The 20,488-nt window shown below is 55.6% G+C and carries 17 protein-coding genes; 4 read left to right on the top strand and 13 right to left on the bottom strand.

All coding sequences use genetic code 11. From position 1 onward, the window contains the following. Positions 1 to 90: 90 nt before the first annotated feature. Complete coding sequence (locus ACXAF0_RS07810; RefSeq protein ID WP_475345326.1) at positions 91 to 1,161, bottom strand: FecR family protein; 1,071 nt, start codon at positions 1,159 to 1,161, stop codon at positions 91 to 93. A gap of 75 nt (positions 1,162 to 1,236) precedes the next feature. Beyond that, a complete protein-coding gene (locus ACXAF0_RS07805) occupies positions 1,237 to 1,761 on the bottom strand; it encodes an RNA polymerase sigma factor (RefSeq protein ID WP_475345325.1) in 525 nt (174 codons plus the stop codon). 249 nt (positions 1,762 to 2,010) lie between these two features. Here ACXAF0_RS07805 and ACXAF0_RS07800 point away from each other — a divergent pair, with 249 nt between their 5' ends. After that, entirely contained in the window at positions 2,011 to 3,357 is a 1,347-nt protein-coding gene (locus ACXAF0_RS07800) for a flagellin N-terminal helical domain-containing protein (RefSeq protein WP_475345324.1), read from the top strand. 111 nt (positions 3,358 to 3,468) lie between these two features. On the opposite strand, the gene ACXAF0_RS07795 is transcribed toward ACXAF0_RS07800, so the two are convergent. From ACXAF0_RS07795 to kdgD, 5 genes are all read right to left on the bottom strand, one after another. Further along, on the bottom strand, positions 3,469 to 4,263 hold the full coding sequence (locus tag ACXAF0_RS07795) for an NAD-dependent epimerase/dehydratase family protein (protein ID WP_475345323.1): 795 nt from the start codon (positions 4,261 to 4,263) through the stop codon (positions 3,469 to 3,471). 37 nt (positions 4,264 to 4,300) lie between these two features. Further along, the gene (locus ACXAF0_RS07790) at positions 4,301 to 5,587 is read right to left on the bottom strand and encodes a TRAP transporter large permease (RefSeq protein WP_475345322.1); all 1,287 of its coding nucleotides are present in this window, start codon (positions 5,585 to 5,587) and stop codon (positions 4,301 to 4,303) included. After that, positions 5,588 to 6,133 carry a TRAP transporter small permease gene (locus tag ACXAF0_RS07785; protein WP_475345321.1) on the bottom strand — a complete coding sequence of 182 codons (546 nt, stop codon included), beginning with the start codon at positions 6,131 to 6,133 and terminating at the stop codon, positions 5,588 to 5,590. A gap of 96 nt (positions 6,134 to 6,229) precedes the next feature. Beyond that, positions 6,230 to 7,222: a TRAP transporter substrate-binding protein gene (locus tag ACXAF0_RS07780; RefSeq protein WP_475345320.1), complete on the bottom strand. Its 993-nt coding sequence runs from the start codon at positions 7,220 to 7,222 to the stop codon at positions 6,230 to 6,232. 247 nt (positions 7,223 to 7,469) lie between these two features. After that, positions 7,470 to 8,396, bottom strand: a complete 927-nt coding sequence (kdgD, locus tag ACXAF0_RS07775) for a 5-dehydro-4-deoxyglucarate dehydratase (protein ID WP_475345319.1) — start codon at positions 8,394 to 8,396, stop codon at positions 7,470 to 7,472. A 278-nt stretch (positions 8,397 to 8,674) separates the two neighbouring features. Between kdgD and ACXAF0_RS07770 the strand changes: the two genes are divergently transcribed. Beyond that, a complete protein-coding gene (locus ACXAF0_RS07770; RefSeq protein ID WP_475345318.1) occupies positions 8,675 to 9,439 on the top strand; it encodes a 2-keto-4-pentenoate hydratase in 765 nt (254 codons plus the stop codon). An 84-nt stretch (positions 9,440 to 9,523) separates the two neighbouring features. Here ACXAF0_RS07770 and ACXAF0_RS07765 read toward each other — a convergent pair whose 3' ends face one another. The 3 genes from ACXAF0_RS07765 to ACXAF0_RS07755 form a co-directional block, all read right to left on the bottom strand. Continuing rightward, positions 9,524 to 10,420 (bottom strand): SMP-30/gluconolactonase/LRE family protein, encoded by an 897-nt coding sequence (locus ACXAF0_RS07765; protein ID WP_475345317.1) that lies wholly within the window; start codon positions 10,418 to 10,420, stop codon positions 9,524 to 9,526. Positions 10,421 to 10,523: 103 nt separating this feature from the next. Further along, positions 10,524 to 11,240, bottom strand: coding sequence for a FadR/GntR family transcriptional regulator (locus tag ACXAF0_RS07760; protein WP_475345316.1), 717 nt, complete (start codon positions 11,238 to 11,240; stop codon positions 10,524 to 10,526). A 98-nt stretch (positions 11,241 to 11,338) separates the two neighbouring features. Further along, a complete protein-coding gene (locus tag ACXAF0_RS07755) occupies positions 11,339 to 12,328 on the bottom strand; it encodes an aldose epimerase family protein (protein WP_475345315.1) in 990 nt (329 codons plus the stop codon). 163 nt (positions 12,329 to 12,491) lie between these two features. Between ACXAF0_RS07755 and ACXAF0_RS07750 the strand changes: the two genes are divergently transcribed. Next, entirely contained in the window at positions 12,492 to 13,223 is a 732-nt protein-coding gene (locus ACXAF0_RS07750; RefSeq protein ID WP_475345314.1) for a FadR/GntR family transcriptional regulator, read from the top strand. On the opposite strand, the gene ACXAF0_RS07745 is transcribed toward ACXAF0_RS07750, so the two are convergent. Beyond that, a complete protein-coding gene (locus ACXAF0_RS07745) occupies positions 13,220 to 13,981 on the bottom strand; it encodes an HAD family hydrolase (RefSeq protein WP_475345313.1) in 762 nt (253 codons plus the stop codon). The genes ACXAF0_RS07750 and ACXAF0_RS07745 overlap by 4 nt on opposite strands. 213 nt (positions 13,982 to 14,194) lie before the next feature. Between ACXAF0_RS07745 and ACXAF0_RS07740 the strand changes: the two genes are divergently transcribed. Further along, a complete protein-coding gene (locus tag ACXAF0_RS07740) occupies positions 14,195 to 15,784 on the top strand; it encodes an FGGY-family carbohydrate kinase (RefSeq protein ID WP_475345312.1) in 1,590 nt (529 codons plus the stop codon). Positions 15,785 to 16,031: 247 nt separating this feature from the next. Here ACXAF0_RS07740 and ACXAF0_RS07735 read toward each other — a convergent pair whose 3' ends face one another. Continuing rightward, positions 16,032 to 19,178, bottom strand: a complete 3,147-nt coding sequence (locus ACXAF0_RS07735; protein ID WP_475345311.1) for an efflux RND transporter permease subunit — start codon at positions 19,176 to 19,178, stop codon at positions 16,032 to 16,034. Positions 19,179 to 19,189: 11 nt separating this feature from the next. Next, the gene (locus ACXAF0_RS07730) at positions 19,190 to 20,329 is read right to left on the bottom strand and encodes an efflux RND transporter periplasmic adaptor subunit (RefSeq protein ID WP_475345310.1); all 1,140 of its coding nucleotides are present in this window, start codon (positions 20,327 to 20,329) and stop codon (positions 19,190 to 19,192) included. Positions 20,330 to 20,488: the final 159 nt, after the last annotated feature.

Genomic DNA, 20,488 nt, shown 5'->3' with positions numbered 1-20,488 from the left:
CAAGTTCGAACCCCTTCGCATGAAAATAATAATGCAAATCACTATTACCTTCATGACGAACACCCCCGCGAAATGAGGAGGTAAAATTTTCTATTTTTTTGAAATTATTCTGAACCCGCCCGGAACAGTGCGGTCTGTCAGGCCATAGGCCGCCAGAATGGCACCATAGGCCCCATCCGGTTTGGTCAGATCGAAACTGCCCGAAACGGTGATGTCGCCCATGCGCGGATCACGCACGAAGCTTTGATCATCCATCAGCGGCGACAGACGGGCGAACAATTCATCAATCGGCATGTCATTGACCACCCAGCGTCCCTTGCGCCATGCCGCGACACGGTCCAGTGTCACCGTGCCATAATGCATATCACCATCCCCGTCCTGCCAGGATGCCCGCCCGGCGACCAGGCGTGCCAAACGGACGGTGCGGTTTTCCAGGTCCACCGTGCCTTCGGACACCTCAACCCGGACATGCCCACCCCATTTCGAGGCGCTAAAGGCCGTGCCCACCGCCGTGGCTGTCAGTTTATTGAGGTGAATGCGAAGGGGTCTTGTGCTGTCCTTGGCAACCTCGACAAATACACCGCCTTCAAGGACGGTCAGATCGCGGTACTGATCGCTATAGGCCATGGCAACGCGCGTGCCCGGCTCCATCCAGATACGCGATCCATCAGACAGTTCATGCACTTCGCTGACAACGCCGGGATTGCTGGCGGCAATCAGATCCGCATCGGGTTGAAACGCCGAGTAGCCCCAAAGCCCTACCAGCAACAAAATGGTGAAGATTGCCAGCATCGGACGCGCGCGCCGTTTGGCTGACCGCATGCCCGGCAGGCGGCCATTGCCACCTTCAAGCGCGCCCAGCCGTTCGAGATCACGACGCACGGCTTCGCTATCAAAGCCAAGATGGTCTTCCTGCTTAGGCGCTTGTGATTCTTTGCCAATATCCTCAAGACCGGAAAGATCAGCGGCGGCGATTTCCATGCTTTGCCATATCTGACGTGCGCGGACGAGGCGTTCGGGATTTTGCGGGTCTGCTGCCTGCCAGCGTTCAAAGGCGATTTCTTCAGCCGCCGTCAGCTGCACATCATCAAGGCGCACAGCCCAGTAATCGGCAATGTCATCATTGCTTTGGCAGTCGTCGGGATAGCGGAATTCGGTCATGGCAGTGTCGTAACCCGGCTTCTGGCTGATGATGTTGTTGTATATGTGACGAACAAGCCGCGCAAAAGAGGATGTTTAATTTTCATGGCGTGCCAACACCTGTTTGCAATGTCCAAGCGCCTGACGCAAATGCTTTTCGACCATATTGCGACTGATGCCAAGATGGTCCGCCGCCTCCACCGTACTGAGGTGATCACGCTTGCACAGCAAGAACACTTCGCGGCAGCGCGGCGGCAGGTCGTCAATCGCGCGTCGAATGATATCAAGGCGCTGGCGATCCGAGCTGATCTGTTCCGGGGTTGCTGACTGGCTTGTCGCCCCGTTCATGTCACTGATTTCTGCCGGATCGGTGAATTCAACCGGGTTGCGGTTGTTCCGGCGCAAGGCATCAATTGCCAGGTTGGTGGCCATGCGCATCAGAAAAGCTGGCGGGTTGGCGATATCGTCCGGGTCGATATTCCGGTGGCGCAGTTGGACATAAAGGTCCTGCAACACGTCATGGCTTTCGTCGCGCGCGGGCAGATATTTCTGCACCTGCCGCAGCAAACGATCACGATATTGCTGATAAAGACTATCCCAGGAACGGTCGCAGACCGCCATAGCTGCACATCCAGAATTCGATAATGATAACTGTTATCATTTTCATTAGTGCTTATAAGCAATCCCGACCATGCGTCAATTCAAAAAGCAGATGGCCTTTTGGGAGGCGATAACGAGCCCCCTTTCCCCTAAATTAGAATTTCCTAGACAAGATCGCACTTTAATAATAATTATAAATACAGGATTCAATCCTGAATTGCGCATTTTACAAGTAGTAAATCGTCGCCAATTTCCAAGTAGGACAACAAAATGGCACTAAACATCATATCAAACTATGCAGCCAATGTTGCACATCGCAACCTGTCTGCTTCTGACGCGATGGCGACGCGGTCGCTATCAAAGCTGTCCTCCGGTACGCGCGTTGTTTCTGCGCGCGATGATGCTGCGTCCATGGCGATCGGCGCACGACTTAATGCGACGACCCAGGCGCTTAAAACTGCATCTGTTAACGTTGGTCAAGCCAACTCGATGCTGCAGATCGCCGATGGTGGCATGGCCACCATTGATGACGTCCTTGTCCGGATGAAAACGCTGGCGGTGCAGGCATCATCGGGCAACCTTTCTGATACCGAACGCGGCTTCCTCAATGACGAATTCACCGAGCTGCGTGACGAAATCGACCGGATCGCGTCCTCGACCAACTTTAATGGCATTCAGTTGCTTGGCGATGGTGGTGACGTATCGATTAACCTCACACCTGGTACTGCCAATGCCGCGCTCACGCCCGCTTTCGGCTTTGACGGGTTCGCGATCACGGACAACAATTACTGGGCACAAGACGCAGCTGAAGATGGTGTCGACGATAACGGGATTGAGATAAGAATTAACGAAGGTTCCGGCGAGCAGGTCATCATGACTGTGCTTACGGCAATTGACGGCTCTATCGAGCGGACCCAATCAATTGATATCACTGATTTGGCAGCAACCGGCGGAACGCGCGCGATCGCTGCCGGTGAAAATGCGGTGTTGAACTTCGACGAGTTGGGCCTTTCAATTACGGTAAACACCAACTTCTCGGATTCTGTTGATTACGTCAGAGCCGGTACGGGTGGCTCCAACGATTTCGGTTTCAATTCAGCCAATACCGATTTCATGGGAACTGGGGTCGATACATCCGCGGGCCAGTTCTTCTTCATGGAAGAGGATAAGGGGCAGAAGCTTGCCAACACAATTGACTTCCAGGTTGGCGGCGGCAACACCGCGAATGATCGTCTTTCAATTGACCTGAGCGCGGTTGACTCTTCGGTTTTGGGGGCGTCCGGGCTCGGTCAGGAAACGCTGGAAGACCTTGGCACAAATGCTATTAACACTGCTGCTGGTGCCCAGAACGCGGTCGAAGTTGTGACACGTGCGATTGATGATTTGCAGCGCGCCCGTGCCGCCATCGGCACATCCCAGAACCGTCTGGACTTCGCCGCACAAAACCTTGCATCGACGCAGGAAAATACGGAATCAGCGCGTTCCACCCTGCTTGATCTGGATGTTGCAGCCGAAATGACGGCCTTTACCTCCAAACAGATTTTGGTTCAGTCCGGCGTCGCCATGCTGGCCCAAGCCAACCAGATGCCGCAAAACCTTTTAAGGTTGCTGCAATAACGGCATAAGTTCCGGCAAACTTTATGGACGTGCCTACCTGTTGCAAAAAGGGCCCGAACGAGATTCGTTCGGGCCCTTTTTGCGGTTTTGAGATCGAAGGTCGCTGTTAAATCAGTCTTCGAAATGCCCCTTGGCGGCAAAGCCACCGCCCTGATAGATCACAGCCGGATCTTTGCGGTCTTCGGGCGGGAAGGCCGCCTCGATCTCGGCACGGTATTGCTCGGAACTGTCTTGCGGTTTCCAGCCGAGGAAGTCCGCATGGGCGTTGCTCCACCATTTCGATTTGTTGTCCGACACCCCATACATCACGAGATGGCCTGTCATGGGGGCGGCAAAGATCGCCTTCATCAGCGAGATGAAATCACGCGGGCTCATCCAGGTTGAGAGCATCCGGCGATCACGCGGCTTTTCAAAGCACGACCCGATGCGCAACGACACGGTTTCAACATCGAACTTGTCGTAATAATAGCTCGCCACCGCTTCGCCGTAACATTTGGTCACGCCATACAGGCTATCGGGGCGCAGTTCGGATTTGTCATCAAGCTTTTCGGTGCGTTTGTGGAAGCCAATCGCATGGTTGGAGCTGGCAAACATGATCCGACCCACCCCGTTCTGACGCGCACCTTCATACAGGTTATAGGTACCGGCAAGGTTGGCCTGAAGCAGATCATCAAAAGCCGCCTCGATCGAAATCCCGCCCAGATGAATGATGCCATCAACATCCTTGGTCAGTTCGATTACGGCTGCACGATCGGACAGATCGCATTGCACGACTTCCTCGTTCGGACCAGCCGGATCCATCGGCGAAATATCGGACAGGCGAATGACATCGGCATAGCCCTTAAGCCCTTCGCGGCAGATCTTGCCAAGGTTTCCACCGGCACCGGTAATCAGCAAACGTTTCATAACCATCCTCTTTGATATCAAATCTTCCGGCGACCACTTACCCGCCGAACACAAGGTTCGGAAGCGTCATGGAGATCGCAGGAATATAGGTTGTCAGCAAAAGCGCACTCAGGATCGCCAGATAAAATGGCCAGATCGACTGCACGGCTTTTTCGATTTTGACCCCGCCAATTGCGCACCCGACAAACAGGCACGATCCGACCGGCGGCGTACAAAGACCAAGCCCCAAATTCATCATCAGCACCATGCCGAACTGGATCGGATCCATGCCAAACTGCATGGCAAGCGGCAGGAAGATCGGCGTACAAATCAGGATGAGGGCCGCCATATCCATGATCATGCCAGCCACCAGCAGCATCACATTGATCATCAGAAGAACCATGATCGGATTGTCGGTGATGCCGGTAATCGCCTCTGCCAGGGCATCAGGCACCTGATAAAAAGCCAGCATGTAACCATAAGCCGACGCACAGCCGACCAGAAGCATCACAAGGGCTGTCGTCTTGGCCGATTGTTTGACCGCGGCAACAAAGCCCGTCCAGCTGAGCTCGCGATAGACAAAGCCGGTAATAATCAGCGCATAGGCAACCCCGATGGCGCCAGATTCCGTGACGGTAAACACGCCACTCAAGACACCGCCGACAATAATCACGGCCGTAAAGAATCCCGGAATGGCGCGAACTGCGGTGCGCCAGACCACCGACCAACCGGGGAACGGTTCCGCCGGATAGCCGTGCCGGATCGCAACCAGCCAGGTGGCAAGGCCCAGCAACACACACATGATGATACCCGGCACGACACCGGCCATGAACAGCTTGGAAATCGAAATGCCCCCGCCTGCGGCCACGGCATACAGGATCATGTTGTGGCTGGGCGGGATCATGATGCCCGCAATCGATGAGGTCACCGTGACGTTGACGGCATAATCCGCGCGGTAGCCTTCCTTTTTCATCACCGGGATCAGGATCGAGCCAAGGGCAGAAGTATCGGCCACGGCTGATCCAGAGATGCCCCCAAAGAGCATCGATGAAAACACGTTCACAATGCCAAGGCCGCCGCGGCGACTACCGACAAGGGCGGTTGCAAATTGTACCAGCCGCGAGGCAATCCCGCCATGAAGCATCAATTCGCCGGCAAAGATGAAGAACGGAATGGCCAAAAGCGAGAAGGCACTGACACCCGATCCGATGCGTTGAAAGGCAATCAGGGTGGGCAATCCTTCGAAGAAAAACGCACCAAGGGCAGCAACACCAAGTGCGATAGCAACGGGCATACCAATCAGAATACCGATGGCAAACACGCCAAGAAGAATGGTCATGCCCATTTATTCAGCATCCTTGTTAAGCAAGTCATCGTGATAAAGTCCGGCGCGTGCAATAGTTTTCCATCCGGCAATGATCTTGAGGATATGCACCACACTGTAAAACATGATCCCGGCACCGCAGACCGCCATCGGCACGGATCGCCAGCCATCGGAAATATGAATGATCGACATGGTTTTGGCCCAGTTAAAGGCCACCAGATCCATTCCGCCCATCAGCATCCAGTAGCCAAACCACGCCATGGCGCCATAACTGATCACAGCCACGATTGCCGCGATTTTAGGCGGCAAGGCGTCACGGAAAAACGAAACGGAAAGATGGCTGTTGTCGCGCATGCCGGCTGCGGCCACCGGGAAGGTGATCAGGACAATCAGGATAAGTGACACCTGTTCCACCCAGGTTGGCGTTTCATTAAGGACATATCGTCCAAACACCAGCCAGGCAAAGCTGGGGATAAGGCTCACAAGCGCCAAACCACCAATCAGGTTCAGCACACCTGCGATGCCCCCCCCGAGACGGTCGATCAAAGTGATAAGACGAGAAAGCATCTACGCGCCGCCAGAAAAAGATAAACCGGAAATAGAATAAACACAGTCAAAAAGAAGGGCGACGAGTTTCTCGTCGCCCATCAAGATTTTCAGGTCTTATTTCTGCGCGTCCTGCATCGCCTTTACCAGACCTGCCAGATCCGGGTTGGCTTTCAGGAAGTTGTCATAGACCGGCTGCATGGCATCCTGGAACGCCTGCTTGTCAGCGATTTCGTTAATTTCGATACCCGCTGCAATGACTTTTTCCTTGGACTGCTCGGCACGGGCGGCCCAGGCCGCACGCTGTAGCGTTACCGACGCATCAGCAGCTTCGTGAACGATCTTTTTCTCTTCGTCCGAAAGGCCGTCATAAAGCGCTTTGTTCATGCACAGGCATTCCGGAAGGATGAGATGTTGGGTGACCGAGTAGTATTTGGCCGCCTCAAAATGGCCGGAGCTGTCATAGGACGGATAGTTGTTTTCCGCACCATCGATCACACCGGTTTTCAGCGACTGATAGACCGAGCTATAAGCCATCGGCGTTGCGTTACCGCCAAGCGAGTCAACCATCTGCACATAAAGATCGTTGCTCATCACACGGAATTTCAGACCTTCAAGGTCGGCCGGTGTGTTGATCGGGTGCTGGGAGTTATAGAAGGAACGCGCGCCCGAATCATACCAGCCAAGCGGCTGCAGGCCGGCTTCGATCAGGCCATCGGCGATCTGCTGACCGGCTGGGCCGTCCATGACGTCATGCATGGCATCGACGCTTTTGAAGATGAAGGGCAGCGAAACAACGTTGGCTTCGGGCGCCACTTCACCGAGCGGGCCGAGATTGAAAACAGCCCAGTCCAGACCACCAAGGCGAACCTGCTGAATGGCATCAGGCTGGTTGCCCAGAACACCGCCGTGATAGACCTTGGCTTCAAGGTCGCCACCGGATTTTTCATTAATCTGCTTGGCAAATTCTTCCATGCCGGTCGAAACCGGGTATTCCGGCGGATGGATGTTCCAGCCGCGCCATTCTTTGGCCTGCGCACCGGATGCCAGCGCAACCGAAACGGCTGCGGCCGCAATCGTCAGTGTGGTGGTCTTCATAAACTTGTTCATTTGGGTTCCTCCCAGACAATTAGCTGTCTATTGCGTTAAAGCCTTGTTCGCCCTTTTGGGTCTTGTTCTTGTCATATAATCTTACAAATCGCTACTTGTAAACACAACTGTAAGAAATATTAACAACTAGTCGAATAGTCCATTCAAAATCCTGTGTCCCAATTGTCAGTTGGGTTCACAAGTTACCCCCGGCAGAACCACCTGCCGGGGTATCAGCAGGTCTTGTGCTGGCATCGCCAACATCGGTTTATGCGGCGCGCAATGCGCCCTCGCCATAAGCCTTGCGGATCACATCGGCCAGCATGTCATGTTCCCCGTCCGTCAAATCGGTCAGCGGGCTGCGTACCGGGCCGGTATCACGTCCGATCACGCGCATGCCGGCCTTGACGATGGAAACGGCGTAGCCCTTGCCGCGATTACGAATATCAAGATACGGATAGAAGAATTCCTTCAGCACGCGTTCCATGGCCGCGTCATCATCGCGGGTCAGCGCATCATAAAAATCAAGCGCCTGCTGCGGCAGGAAGTTGAAAATCGCCGAGGAATAGGTCGTTACGCCAACCGCCTTGTACGCCTTGGCAAAAACCTCAGCCGTCGGCATGCCACCAATATAGGACAGGCGATCACCAATAACGGTGCAAACCTTGGTCACCATTTCGATATTGCCATGGCCATCCTTGAACCCGACCAGGTTCGGGCAAACCTCACACAGCTTGGCGAGTGTTTCTGCCGTAATGATGGAATTGTCGCGGTTATAGACAATCACGCCGATATCAACCGCATCACACACTGCCTTCACCCGGGCAAACAGGCCTTCCTGCTCCGCCCCGATCAGATATTGCGGCAACAGCAACAGACCATCCGCACCAGCTTCTTCGCAGGCCTTGGCCAGATCCACGGCCATGGCCGTACCATAGCCACAGCCAGCGATGATCGGGGTATCGCCCGCGACTTCCTTGGCCGCGCGGACGGTCTCGACGACCTCGCCCGGGGTCAGGGAAAAGAACTCGCCCGTCCCACCCGCAGCAAACAGCGCGGTTGCCGGGAATTGCGACAGCCAGCTGACATGTGCGCGATAGGTTGCAAGATCAAGCGCCCCGTTGGCATCAAAAGGCGTCACCGGAAAAGAAAGCAACCCGGCGCCAATCGCCTTTTTCATCTCTAGATAGTGCATCAAGCGTCCCTAATGTCTGAATGCGTCAAAATAACCATGACGATTCTATAAATTCATCATATTACTTTGTCAAACATAATACTCAGACTTTTCAACAGCCCCTTGAAACACGGAAAAACTAAGGTTTGAGCCATATTCTTCTGGTCTGCGACTTTGGTCTAAAGCGCAATATTCGGGGTGTATTTTTCGAATCGGGTCGATTGGTATGATGACTTTTCCGTCAAAGCCCGCTAGGCTCTGGCGATCCAATTCTATCGCCACAAGCAAGAAGCCCGAACATGACCGATATCACTGCCGCCAGTCGCATCCTTGCCGATGCTTTTACCAACCACACCCTGATTGATCCCCTGCCCAAAGACATCGCCCCCGAGAGCTTTGACGAAGCCTATGCCATTCAGGATGCCACCCTGGAAAAGGTCGGCATTGCACAGGCTGGCTGGAAGCTTGCGGTTGCCACCCACGCGGCACAGGAAAAGATCGGCGCGAATGGCCCGCTTGTCGGGCCGTTGCTGGCGGGGCGCATCCTGGGTGATGGCGCGGTGATCACCACCGATGACATCAACTTTCCCAATATCGAGGCGGAAATTGCCGTTGTCATGGACAGCACCCCTGCCCCGGATGCGACATCAAGCGACATCCTTGATCACATCAAAAGCATGCATCTGGCGATCGAGATTGCCAGCCGCCGCTATCATGAAAAACAGGATCCGATCCAGACGCTGGCGGACCTTAATTCGACCAGTCACTTTGTCCTGGGTCAGGAGATTGAAGGCTGGCGCGATCTTGGCTTCATCGGCGGCAAAGTCACCACCAAAAGCGACGGTGAAGTGCTTGCCTGCAACGACGATCCTGATGCCTGGCCGGAAATTTTTGGCGGCCTTGAATATCTGGTCGGTTTCCTTGCCAAGCGGGGTAAAAGCCTGGAGGCTGGGGACGTTGTGACCACCGGGGCCTGCGCACTTCCAACCATTATCTCGCATGGTAAAATCGAAGCCATCTTTGAAGGGCTTGGCACGGTGACGGCTGAAATCAAAAAGGTCTGACCGCCGATTTGCGATCAGCAAAGCCCCAACAAAAAAGCCATGCGACATCCCATCGCATGGCTTTTGTTTTACCTTTTGGCTGGCTTAGCCGTTTTCGCGGAATTTCGTGACCGGTACACCCGGCACTTCAACCCGCAGCTTGACGATCTTGCCGGCATCGGGGAATTCGGCGCGTTTTTCCGGGCTGTAATTTTCCTGATGGCTGGTGACATAAAGCGTTTTCATGTCCGGCCCGCCAAAACATGGCATGGTCGGGTTGGGCATGGGCATCGGAATGGATTTCAAAAGCGTTCCATCCGGGGCAAAGCGATTGAGGTTGCCCGCCGACACCCCGGCAGACCAGTAGCAGCCTTCAAGATCAACCGCGCCACCGTCCGGGCGGCCCAATGTGTCATCCAGATCAAGATAGCGCGTGCAGTTGGAAATCTTGCCCGTCGCAACATCGAAATCCCAACGATTGACCCATGGCCCGCGTGAGTCGGAATGATACATTTTTGATCCGTCCGAAGACCAGGCAATGCCGTTGGAAATCTTGAAGCCGGTCGCCTTTTCTTCGACCTTGCCATCTGCCGTGATGCGATAGAGCGAGGCAATCGGCATCTTTTCCGGATTGTCGTCCATGGTGCCGACCCAAAACGCCCCGTCCGGGCCGATCTTGCCGTCATTGGTGCGGCTGTTGATCCCGTCTTCGATCCGGCACAGCGGCGTGCGTTCATCGGTTTCGGGATCAAGGAAAACGATATCCTTGCGCAGCGCCACGATGATGCGCCCACGATCGGTCAGCCCAAAACAGCCAAGCTCGCTGTCAAAGGTCCATGTCTTGCGCGCGCCGGTTTCGATATCAAGCGCGTGCAGCTTGCCATTGAGGATATCGGTCCAGTAAAGCCGGTTGCGGTCTGCGTCCCAGTTGGGGCATTCCGCCAATGTGAAGGTTTCATCAGACAGCACTTCCGGCTGATACATCACACCACCCATCATCATATACACTCCCGAATTCATATGATTAATTATTGTTGTGTTCAGGTGTGCCGTAACCGGCCCCTGCTTGTCAACAGGGCTTTGCCATCAGGATGGGGGATGGACGTTATTTGTCGCGGGCGTGATCGGTAACGCGCTGGCGCGCCTGATGGAGGTGATAGCGCATCAGAAGTTCGGCACTATCGCCATCATGGCCCAGGATCGCATCATAAATCTGGCGATGCTCGGACAGGACCTTTTGGGCGCGCTCGGCCGATCCGCCGCGCGTGATGTTCAGCGCCACGCGCATGGATTTTGCCATCACTTCATGAAGGGAATTAAGGATGGTGACGAAAATCTCGTTGCCGCTGGCGCGCGCAATCGCCATGTGAAAGGCCAGATCGGCCTTATCGGCGATGTCGCCTGCTGCCACCCCGTCTTCAAGCATTTTAAGCGCGTTTTCAATTTCACGATGATGACGGGAACTGGCACGCTGGGCCGCCATGCGGGCGGTCGTGCCTTCAATCGCAGAGCGCGCCTCAAAACAGCGCAGGAGCCCTGCGACATCACTGACCCCGCCAAACTCGATCAGGCCTTGGGGCGGGCGCTTTTTCACGAATGACCCAACACCCTGACGGGCATAGACCAGCCCATCGGATTGCAACTTGCGCAGGGCTTCGCGCACGACCGGGCGCGACACGCCAAAGGACGCGCAAATCTCGTTTTCCGACGGCAGCTTTGATCCTTCGGCGAGATCGCCAGAGACAATCTGCTCAAGGATCTGGCCATAAAGCTGATCGGCGAGTTTTTCGCGTTTCTGGACTCTTAGCAGCAGCTCGGACATCCGTCCCCCGGACTTGTTATCTTGTAAAACTTACTTGTAAGTTTTATCGACAAAATCCGGGTCGGTAAAGCCCCGGCACTTTGGCGGGCTTTTGCGCGTCAATCGACCAGTGAATAGTCGCGGTTGCCGGGCTTTCCAAATACTTCGTCTTCATCGACCAGATCGTTATCGGGCTGATCGAGCAGATGGGGGATCAACGTCATGGTACCGCTAAGCGTCTGGTTCTTATCCAGTACGACAAGGTCGCCATGTTCTTTGAATTCCGGGCGGTTATGGACGTTTGGCACGTGTGAGACCGGCTCAACACAAAACGTTTTGCCGTCTTCGGGGATATAGAACTGAACGTTGGAAAGCGTGTCACTGGCAATCATTTTCACGCCATAGCCCGCATCGCCCCAAAGCATGTCAGCTTCAAGATGCCAACCGGCATAATGTGCATCAAGCGCCAGGTTATGACGGATCATGCGGCCATCGGAGAAATCCCGGCCAAGATCAATCACCGTGCGCGCGGTTGGCAGCATGTCCTCGTCAGTTGCGAAACTGTCCGATGCAATAAAGGCCACCGATACATCATCGCCCCCCGGGAACCAAGGATGCAGGCCAATACCATAGGGCATCGGGGTCCGACCAAGATGGCGCACACCGATTTCAATCGTCACATCACTCTCGGTCACCTTGAATTCCTGCCAGGCGACATAGACAAAGCCGCTGTGCGGATCGTCATGTTTGTGATTGAAGCGCAATGTGTCGACCGTTGGCCGTTCAATCTTCCATTCCGAAGACCGGCCAAAGCCATGAATGGCATGCGGGCTTGGCGGGCGGTTGGCCGGGACCTTGACGATGCGACCATCAAATTCAAATTCGGAAAAGGCCAGCCGATTGGCAAACGGCACCATCGGAAAACAGCCCAGACTTGACGGATTGCCAGATGCAATCGCATCAGCCGTTACGGGCCGCAACAGATTGATGATGCCTTTGCCATCTGGCCGGATCCAGTCGATCAGCGATATCGCCCCGCCATCGGGGACAATCCCGATCTGAAAAGGACCACTGTTCCAGCGGTATTCAGGTTCGCCTTTTTTGGCCATTCCTGCGCGCCTCAAATCCAACCGAAATCATATGATGACTTTACAGAGGTATCATTCCTCGATTAATTGAAGATGGTAACTCTGTTGGCGCCAACCAAACCTTAACGCCAAACCGCCATTTTTATATCTGGTTGTTTTACACCGGATTTATCGGATACGCAAAATGAACAAGCCCCGTGTAGCGACACCGCCCCGCAAAGTTTCGCTGACCGAAAAAGTCATCGCCAGCCTGCGCCACGAGATTGAAAGTGGCCAACGTGAACCCGGAACCAAACTGCCAACCGAACCGGTTCTGACCGAACAGTTCGGGGTCAGCCGGACCGTGGTGCGCGAAGCGATTGCCGCCCTTAAAGCCGATGGCCTGCTTGAGCCGCGCCAGGGGGCCGGCGTTTTTGTTCTTTCACCACAGGTACGCAGCAGCGAAACATCGATCTTTGCGGTCGATTACGCGCAAGTCTCGGACGTTCTGGAAATCTTGGAGCTGCGCATGGCGGTCGAGATCGAGGCCGCCGGCCTTGCCTGCACACGAAGCTCGGTCGCGCAGCAGACCAAAATCTTTGAAGCGATGGTCAAAATGGAACAGGCCCTTGAAAAAGGCGATCCCACCGAACAGGCCGATTTCGAGTTTCACAGCGCGATTGCCGCAGCAACCAACAACCGTCGCTTTGCCGAGTTTCTGGAACATCTGGGCGATAAAACCATCCCGCGCGCCCAGCTGCGCCGCCGCCCGCCCGAGGCCAAGGATCAGAAAGCCTATATGCAGATGATCATGGGTGAACATCGAAGTATTTATGATGCGATTGCCGCCCGCGACGAGGATACCGCCCGCAAGGCGATGCGCGCCCATTTGAGCCAAAGCCAGACCCGCTATCAGAAACTTCTGACACAGCGTTAAGCCGCAATCGCCCTGGCCAGAACGGCCATGTCCGCGATCACGATATCGGCCCCGGCTGCGTAAAGCCGCTGGCTTGCCGCTTCGCGGTCCGCGACATAATGCCCACCACCAACAAACCCGATGCATTTCATGCCAGCAGCCCGTGCCGCCGTCACACCGGCAACGGAATCCTCGATCACGATGGTGTTAGTCGGCGCATGGCCCATGCCGTTGGCAGCATGCAGGAAAAGGTCCGGGGCCGGTTTGCCGTTTTGGACGAAATCGGCACTATAGACCCGACCGTCGAACCATGGACCAAGGCCCGTGACCTGCATGGTTTTTTCCAGACGTTCGACCGAGCTGCTTGATGAAATGCAAAAGGCAACATCGCGCGCCTGAAGGGCGGCCAGCACATCATCGATCTGATCGATTTTAGTCAGATCGCGGTCATAACGAGCAAACAGCATTTCATAGTAAAACGGCTTGAAGGCCGCCGTTACGTTCTGCCCGGTCTGCTCCTTGATATATTCGATCGGGGCGGAGCTTGATCTTCCGGTAAAGCGATCTGATACTTCAGCAAGGCTTAGCGGGGCGCCAAAATGATCAAGCACATCGACAAGGGTCGCCAGCGAGATCGGTTCGCTATTGACCAGCACCCCGTCGCAGTCAAACAGGACAACACGACAGGCGTCAAACAGACCTTTGATGTCTGATGCTGACGTTACGATCTTGGCACCGACAGCATCGGTCGGGCCTTGGACTTCGTTTCCTCGGGCCATGTTGAACCTGGCTTGTTTCATTTATGTTGTGGCTAGCGTATCGAACAGGCAAGTTCAGCGTCAACAAAAATGAACATTTGACCAATCAATGAACTTTTGATCAACTCAGGCCAAACTGAGCCCAGAACAGATCAAATAACAGACCAGACAAAAGACCTCCCGGCCCCATCAAACACCAAGAAAGCCGGGGGAATTGCGGAGGAGTATCCCATCATGAGTCCCAGTGATCCTTGCTTTATCGGCGTGGATGTCGGCACCGGAAGTGCGCGCGCCGGCGTGTTTGATGCCAATGGCAAACTGCTTGGCAGTGCCGCCCATGCGATTGCCATGAACCGGCCAAAACCCGATTTCGTTGAACAGGATTCTGAAAATATCTGGCAGTCGGTCTGCCAGTCGGTCCGTGATGCACTCGACAAATCCAAGGTCGCACCGCGCGATGTTGCGGCCATCGGCTTTGATGCGACCTGCTCGCTCGTGATCCGTGATCAGGATAACCGGCCGCTGGGCGTGACCCCCAATGGCGCAGATAACTGGGATGTGATTGTCTGGATGGACCACCGCGCGGTGCGCGAGGCCGAGGAATGCACCGCCACCGGTGCGAAGGTTCTGGAATATATCGGCGGCACCATGTCGCCGGAAATGGAAATTCCCAAGCTGATGTGGCTGAAACGCCATCATGATGCCGCCTGGCAGAAAATGGGCGCGGCCTATGATCTGGCCGATTTCCTGTCTTTCCGCGCAACCGGCAGCAACGCGCGGTCCTGCTGCACGGTGACGTGTAAATGGACCTATCTTGCCCATCAGGATGAACCATGGGATCGCGATTTCCTGAAATCCATCGACATGGAAGACTTGAACGACAAGATCAACATGCATGACCCTGCCCTTGCGGTTGGCGAGCTGATCGGATCGTTGTCCGAACAGGGGGCGGCTGACCTTGGCCTGACGACCGATTGTGTTGTTGGTGCCGGTCTGATTGATGCCCATGCCGGCGCGCTGGGCACGCTGGGTGAATATCTTGATGGCAACCTTGATCAGCATTTCGCAATGATCGCGGGGACCTCGACCTGCCATATGGCGATGTCACGTGAACCGCGCTTTATCAAGGGGGTTTGGGGCCCCTATTTTGGGGCAATTGCGCCCAACCTTTGGCTCAACGAGGGCGGGCAGTCAGCGACCGGCGCGTTGCTCGATCATATCGTTGCCATGCATCCGTTTTCCCATGCCATGGGGCGCGATGCGCACAAGCTTGCCGGTGAAAAACTGATGCCGATGATGGCAGAGAAAACCGACCTTGCCCCGCGCTTGCATGTATTGCCTGATTTCCATGGCAACCGGTCCCCGCTGGCCGATCCCGAGGCGCTGGGTGTGATTTCCGGTCTGACACTTGATCAAAGCGAGGAAAGCTTCCTTAAGCTTTACTGGGCGACCGCCTGCGCGATTGCGTACGGCACGCGCCATATCATCGATGCGATGAACGATACCGGCTATGACATCACCCATATCCATCTGAGTGGCGGACACACGGCAAGCCAGGTGCTGGTGAAACTTTATGCCGATGTGACCGGCTGCACGGTTGTGATGTCAGATTGTGAGGAGCCGGTTCTTCTCGGCTCTGCCATGTTGGCGGCTGGTGCACTTGACGCCGATGGCGGTCTTGCAACGGCGGCCCGCAAGATGGCGGGCAAGGAAAGCAATCATGCGCCCGACCCTGCTGCCAAGGCCGATCATGACCGCCGCTACGCGATTTTCCATCAGATGCACACAGATCGCCAGAACCTTGATCTTATGAGCAAATCCTGATCTTTCGCCGCGGAAAAGCGCCATATTTGCCCCCCAAAAGCAGGTTTGGCGCAGCCCACCCTATCCAAAAGGCGCTTGACGTCCCTATGGGTTGAGGTCAAAACAAAAGGGCCGATGCAAACGCATCGGCCCTTTCTTTCGCACGCGCAACGGCGGGGTCGGGGGATCATGCAGAAGTAAAAATTCTGCACCGTCACGGCGCGATGCCGTTTAAGGCCAGCCTTTTGATCAAGGCTGGCCTTAAATATTATTCAGCCGGATGTTCGTGGGCTGCCTGGACTTCGTCCTTTTTCTTCCGGTTCTTGGCAAAGGTGCCAACAATCAGAACAAAGAACAGCGGCACGAAGAAGATCGCAAGCACCGTTGCCGAAATCATGCCGCCCATCACACCGGTACCAACGGCCACACGGGCCCCGGCACCAGCACCGGTCGAGATCGCCAGCGGCACAACACCAAGCGTAAAGGCCATCGACGTCATGATGATCGGACGCAGACGCTGACGGGCAGCTTCGACGGTTGCATCAAGTAGGCTCATGCCGTCGTCGTACAGTTCGCGGGCGAACTCGACAATCAGAATGGCGTTCTTGGCCGACAAACCAATCGTGGTCAGGATGGCCACCTGGAAGTAGACGTCATCGGGCAGGCCGCGCAGCATCGCTGCGATCACCGCACCAAGGACACCCAGCGGCACAACCATCATCACCGAAATCGGGATCGACCAGCTTTCATAAAGGGCAGCCAGGCATAGGAAGACGACGATCATGGACAGGGCATAAAGTGCCGGGCCCTGTTCGCCTGCTTCGCGTTCCTCATAAGACAGCCCCTGCCATTCCAGACCAATATCGCCCGGAAGCTGCGAGACAAGCTGCTCCATCGCGTTCATGGCATCACCAGACGCAACACCCGGTGCGGCTGCACCCTGAATGTTGAGCGAAGACAGGCCATTGAAGCGTTCCAGACGCGGAGAACCATATGTCCACTCACTGGTCGAGACAGCCGAAATCGGTACCATCTCGCCCGACTGGTTGCGGACATACCAGTAATCCATGTCTTCGGGCATCATGCGGTATTTGGCATCCGCCTGCATGTAGACCCGTTTGACGCGACCGTTTTCGATGAAGTCGTTAACGTAGCTTGAACCCCAAGCTGCTGCCAGCGTCTGGTTGATATCAGCAAGGTCTACACCAAGGGCGCTGGCCTTTTCCTGATCAATGTTGATGTTGAACTGGGGCGTATCGTTCAGACCGTTCGGACGCACACCAACAAGACGGGAGTCCTGTGATGCCATGCCCAGCAGCTGGTTACGGGCGGCAATCAGGGCCTCATGGCCAACGCCACCACGGTCAACAAGCTGCAGGTCAAAGCCGTTTGCCGTACCCAGTTCGACAATCGCCGGCGGGGCAAAGGCAAAGACCATGGCTTCGCGGATACCGGCAAACGCACCATAGGCACGCCCGATCACCGCATCGACTGACTGATCCGGACGGGTACGTTCCGACCAGTCTTTGAGGTTCACGAACGCAATACCCGCATTCTGGCCACTCCCGGCAAAGGAGAAGCCGGCAACGGTGAACAGACCATCGATATTTTCGGCCTCGTTCTCCATGAAGTGGGTTTCGAGCTTTTTCAGAACCTCAAGCGTACGTTCCTGTGAAGCACCGGCCGGCAACTGCACCATGGTGAACATGATGCCCTGGTCTTCTTCCGGAAGGAAGGAGCCCGGCAAACGGCCAAACAATGCAACGAGTGCGGCAACAAGAATGCCGTACACAAACAGATAGCGCCATTTACGGTTCACGACATGGCCAACACTGCCCTGATAGAAGTTGTTGGTCTTATCAAAGCCGCGGTTAAACCAGCCGAACGGACCTTTTTTCTTGGACGGGTCGGTGTGACCGGGTTTCAGCATGGTCGCACAAAGGGCCGGTGTCAGAACGATTGCCACGACCACCGAAAGCACCATCGCCGAAACGATCGTGATCGAGAACTGACGATAAATCGCCCCGGTCGACCCGGCAAAGAACGCCATCGGCACAAACACGGCTGAGAGAACCAACGCAATACCGATCAGCGCACCAGTGATCTGGCCCATGGATTTCCGGGTGGCTTCGCGCGGCGGCAGACCGTCTTCGTGCATCACACGTTCGACGTTTTCCACCACAACAATCGCGTCATCCACCAGAAGACCGATGGCCAGAACCATGGCAAACATGGTCAGCGTGTTGATCGAATAGCCGAATGCCGCCAGCACCCCGAAGGTCCCCAGCAGGACAACCGGCACCGCAATCGTCGGAATGAGCGTCGCCCGCCAGTTCTGCAGGAACAGGAACATCACCAGGAAGACGAGCACAATCGCCTCAAACAGGGTGTGGACCACTTCCTCGATCGAGACTTCGACAAACGGGGTCGTGTCATAGGGATAGACAATCTCGATCCCTTGCGGGAAGAACGGCTGCAACTCGGCCAAGCGGGCCTTGATCGCCTCGGCGGTATCAAGCGCGTTGGCACCGGTTGCAAGGTTGATACCGATACCGGTTGCCGACTGCGCATTGTAGCGCCCGACAATGTCATAGCTTTCGCCGCCGATTTCGATACGTGCGACGTCACCCAGACGGACTTGCGCCCCGTCGGTTTCAACTTTCAACAGAATGTTGGCGAACTCATCGACCGTTTGCAGTTTGCTTTGGGCCGTGATGGTTGCGTTGATCTGCTGGCCGGAAATTGCCGGTGCACCGCCAATCTGACCGGCCGTGACTTCGGTGTTCTGCGCCTCGATGGCGGCATTCACATCCATCACGGTCAGATTATAGGACAGCATCTTGTTCGGATCGAGCCAGATGCGCATGGCATGCTGGGCACCAAACACCTGCACCGAACCAACACCGTTCACACGCGCAATCGGGTCTTCGACAGACGAGACAACAAAGTCCGAAAGGTCTTCGGCATTCATCGAACCATCGCCCGACACAAAGCCGACAACCATCAGGAACGAACCGCTGGACTTGCTGACCGTCACACCCTGTTCCTGCACCTCGGCCGGAAGGGATGACATGGCAGCCTGCAGCTTGTTCTGCACCTGAACCTGGGCGATGTCCGGATCGGCTTCGGGTTCAAAGGTCAGGGTAATCGACGCCTGACCATTGCCCGACGAGGTCGAGGACATGTAGCGCAGATAATCAAGACCGTTCATCTGTTGTTCGATCACCTGGGTGACCGTGTTTTCAACAGTCTGGGCCGAAGCACCGGGATAGGATGCTTCAATTTCGACAGAAGGCGGCGCGATCGATGGATACTGCTCCACCGGCAACTGCCAAAGCGAAAGTCCCCCCGCCAGCATGATCACCAGGGCGACAACCCAGGCAAAGACGGGGCGATCAATAAAGAATTTTGCCATTGAATAAGTCCTTATTCGGCGGCTTTGGCGGTTTCAACAGGCTGCGGCGCGACCGGGGCACCCGGTCCGATGCGCTGAAGGCCATCAACAATCACCTGAACACCGTCTTCAAGACCATCGGTGACCAGCCAATCCTGACCCTGCGATTTTTCAATCGTCAGATCGCGCGAAGCAACCTTGCCATCCTCGACGACATAGGCATAAGCCGAACCATCCGGGCGGCGCATGACGGCTTTCTGCGGGACAAGGAAGGCGTCCTCAAGATGGCCCTGACGGACCTGACCACGGACAAACATGCCGGGCAGAAGGGTACCTTCCGGGTTCGGGAAGACCGCACGCAGACGGACCGTGCCGGTGGTTTCATTCACCGTAACGTCGGAGAATTGCAGCGTTCCGACATGCGGGTATTCAGCACCGGTCGCATCAATGATCAGGTTAACTTCAATCTGACCTTCGGCAACACCCTTGATGCGGCCGTTCTGAACCGCCTGCTTGATTTTAAGCAAGCGGCCACCGGCCTGGGTGACATCAACATAGATCGGATCAAGCTGGGTAATCGTCGTCAGTTTTGCCGACTGGTTGGTCGTGACCAGCGCACCTTCGGAATAATCCGAAGACCCGATCTGACCGGAAATCGGTGCCGTGACCGTGGTGTAGGCAAGATCAATACGCGCCTGCTCCAGCTCGGCACGGGCTGCGGCAACCGCTGCCTTTGCCTGTGCTTCGGCGGCAACCGCATCGTCATAGGTCTGCTGGCTGACGGCCTGCGACTTGATCAGCGGGTCATAACGCGTACGCGTCTTGGTCGTCTGATCAAGGGTGGCACGCTGACGGGAAAGTTCGGCTTGCGCCGCGTCAACACGGGCGAGGTAAACTTCCTGATCAATCATGTAAAGCTGCTGACCGGCTTCAACAAACGCACCTTCGGTAAAGTTGCGTTCCTTGATAATGCCATCGACCTGCGGACGGATGTCTGCCTGACGGAAGGCCACGGTACGGCCCGGCATTTCTTCGACCAGACCAACGGTCTGCGCTTCAAGCGTTACGGTGCCGACCGGTGTCGCCTGGGGCTGCTGCTGGGCGTTGGCCTGCTGCTCGCCGCCATTATTTTCCTCGCTGCAGGCTGCAACAAGAACGACAAGCGCTGCCATACCAGCGAATTTCAAACAAGATCGCATGGACAAAATGCTTATTCCTTCTAAGTCCGCGCAAAGCAGTGTGGTGGGCTTTGCCATTGCTTTTATAAATACTGTACGGTACAGTACACTTTGTGCGCTGCACGATCAAGGCCCAATCAGAGCAAAGCCAAG

Source organism: Thalassospira sp. ABD4_177, from assembly GCF_056160125.1.
The sequence above is the reverse complement of the archived record's forward strand: the minus strand, read 5'-3'. Positions and strand labels throughout refer to the sequence as shown.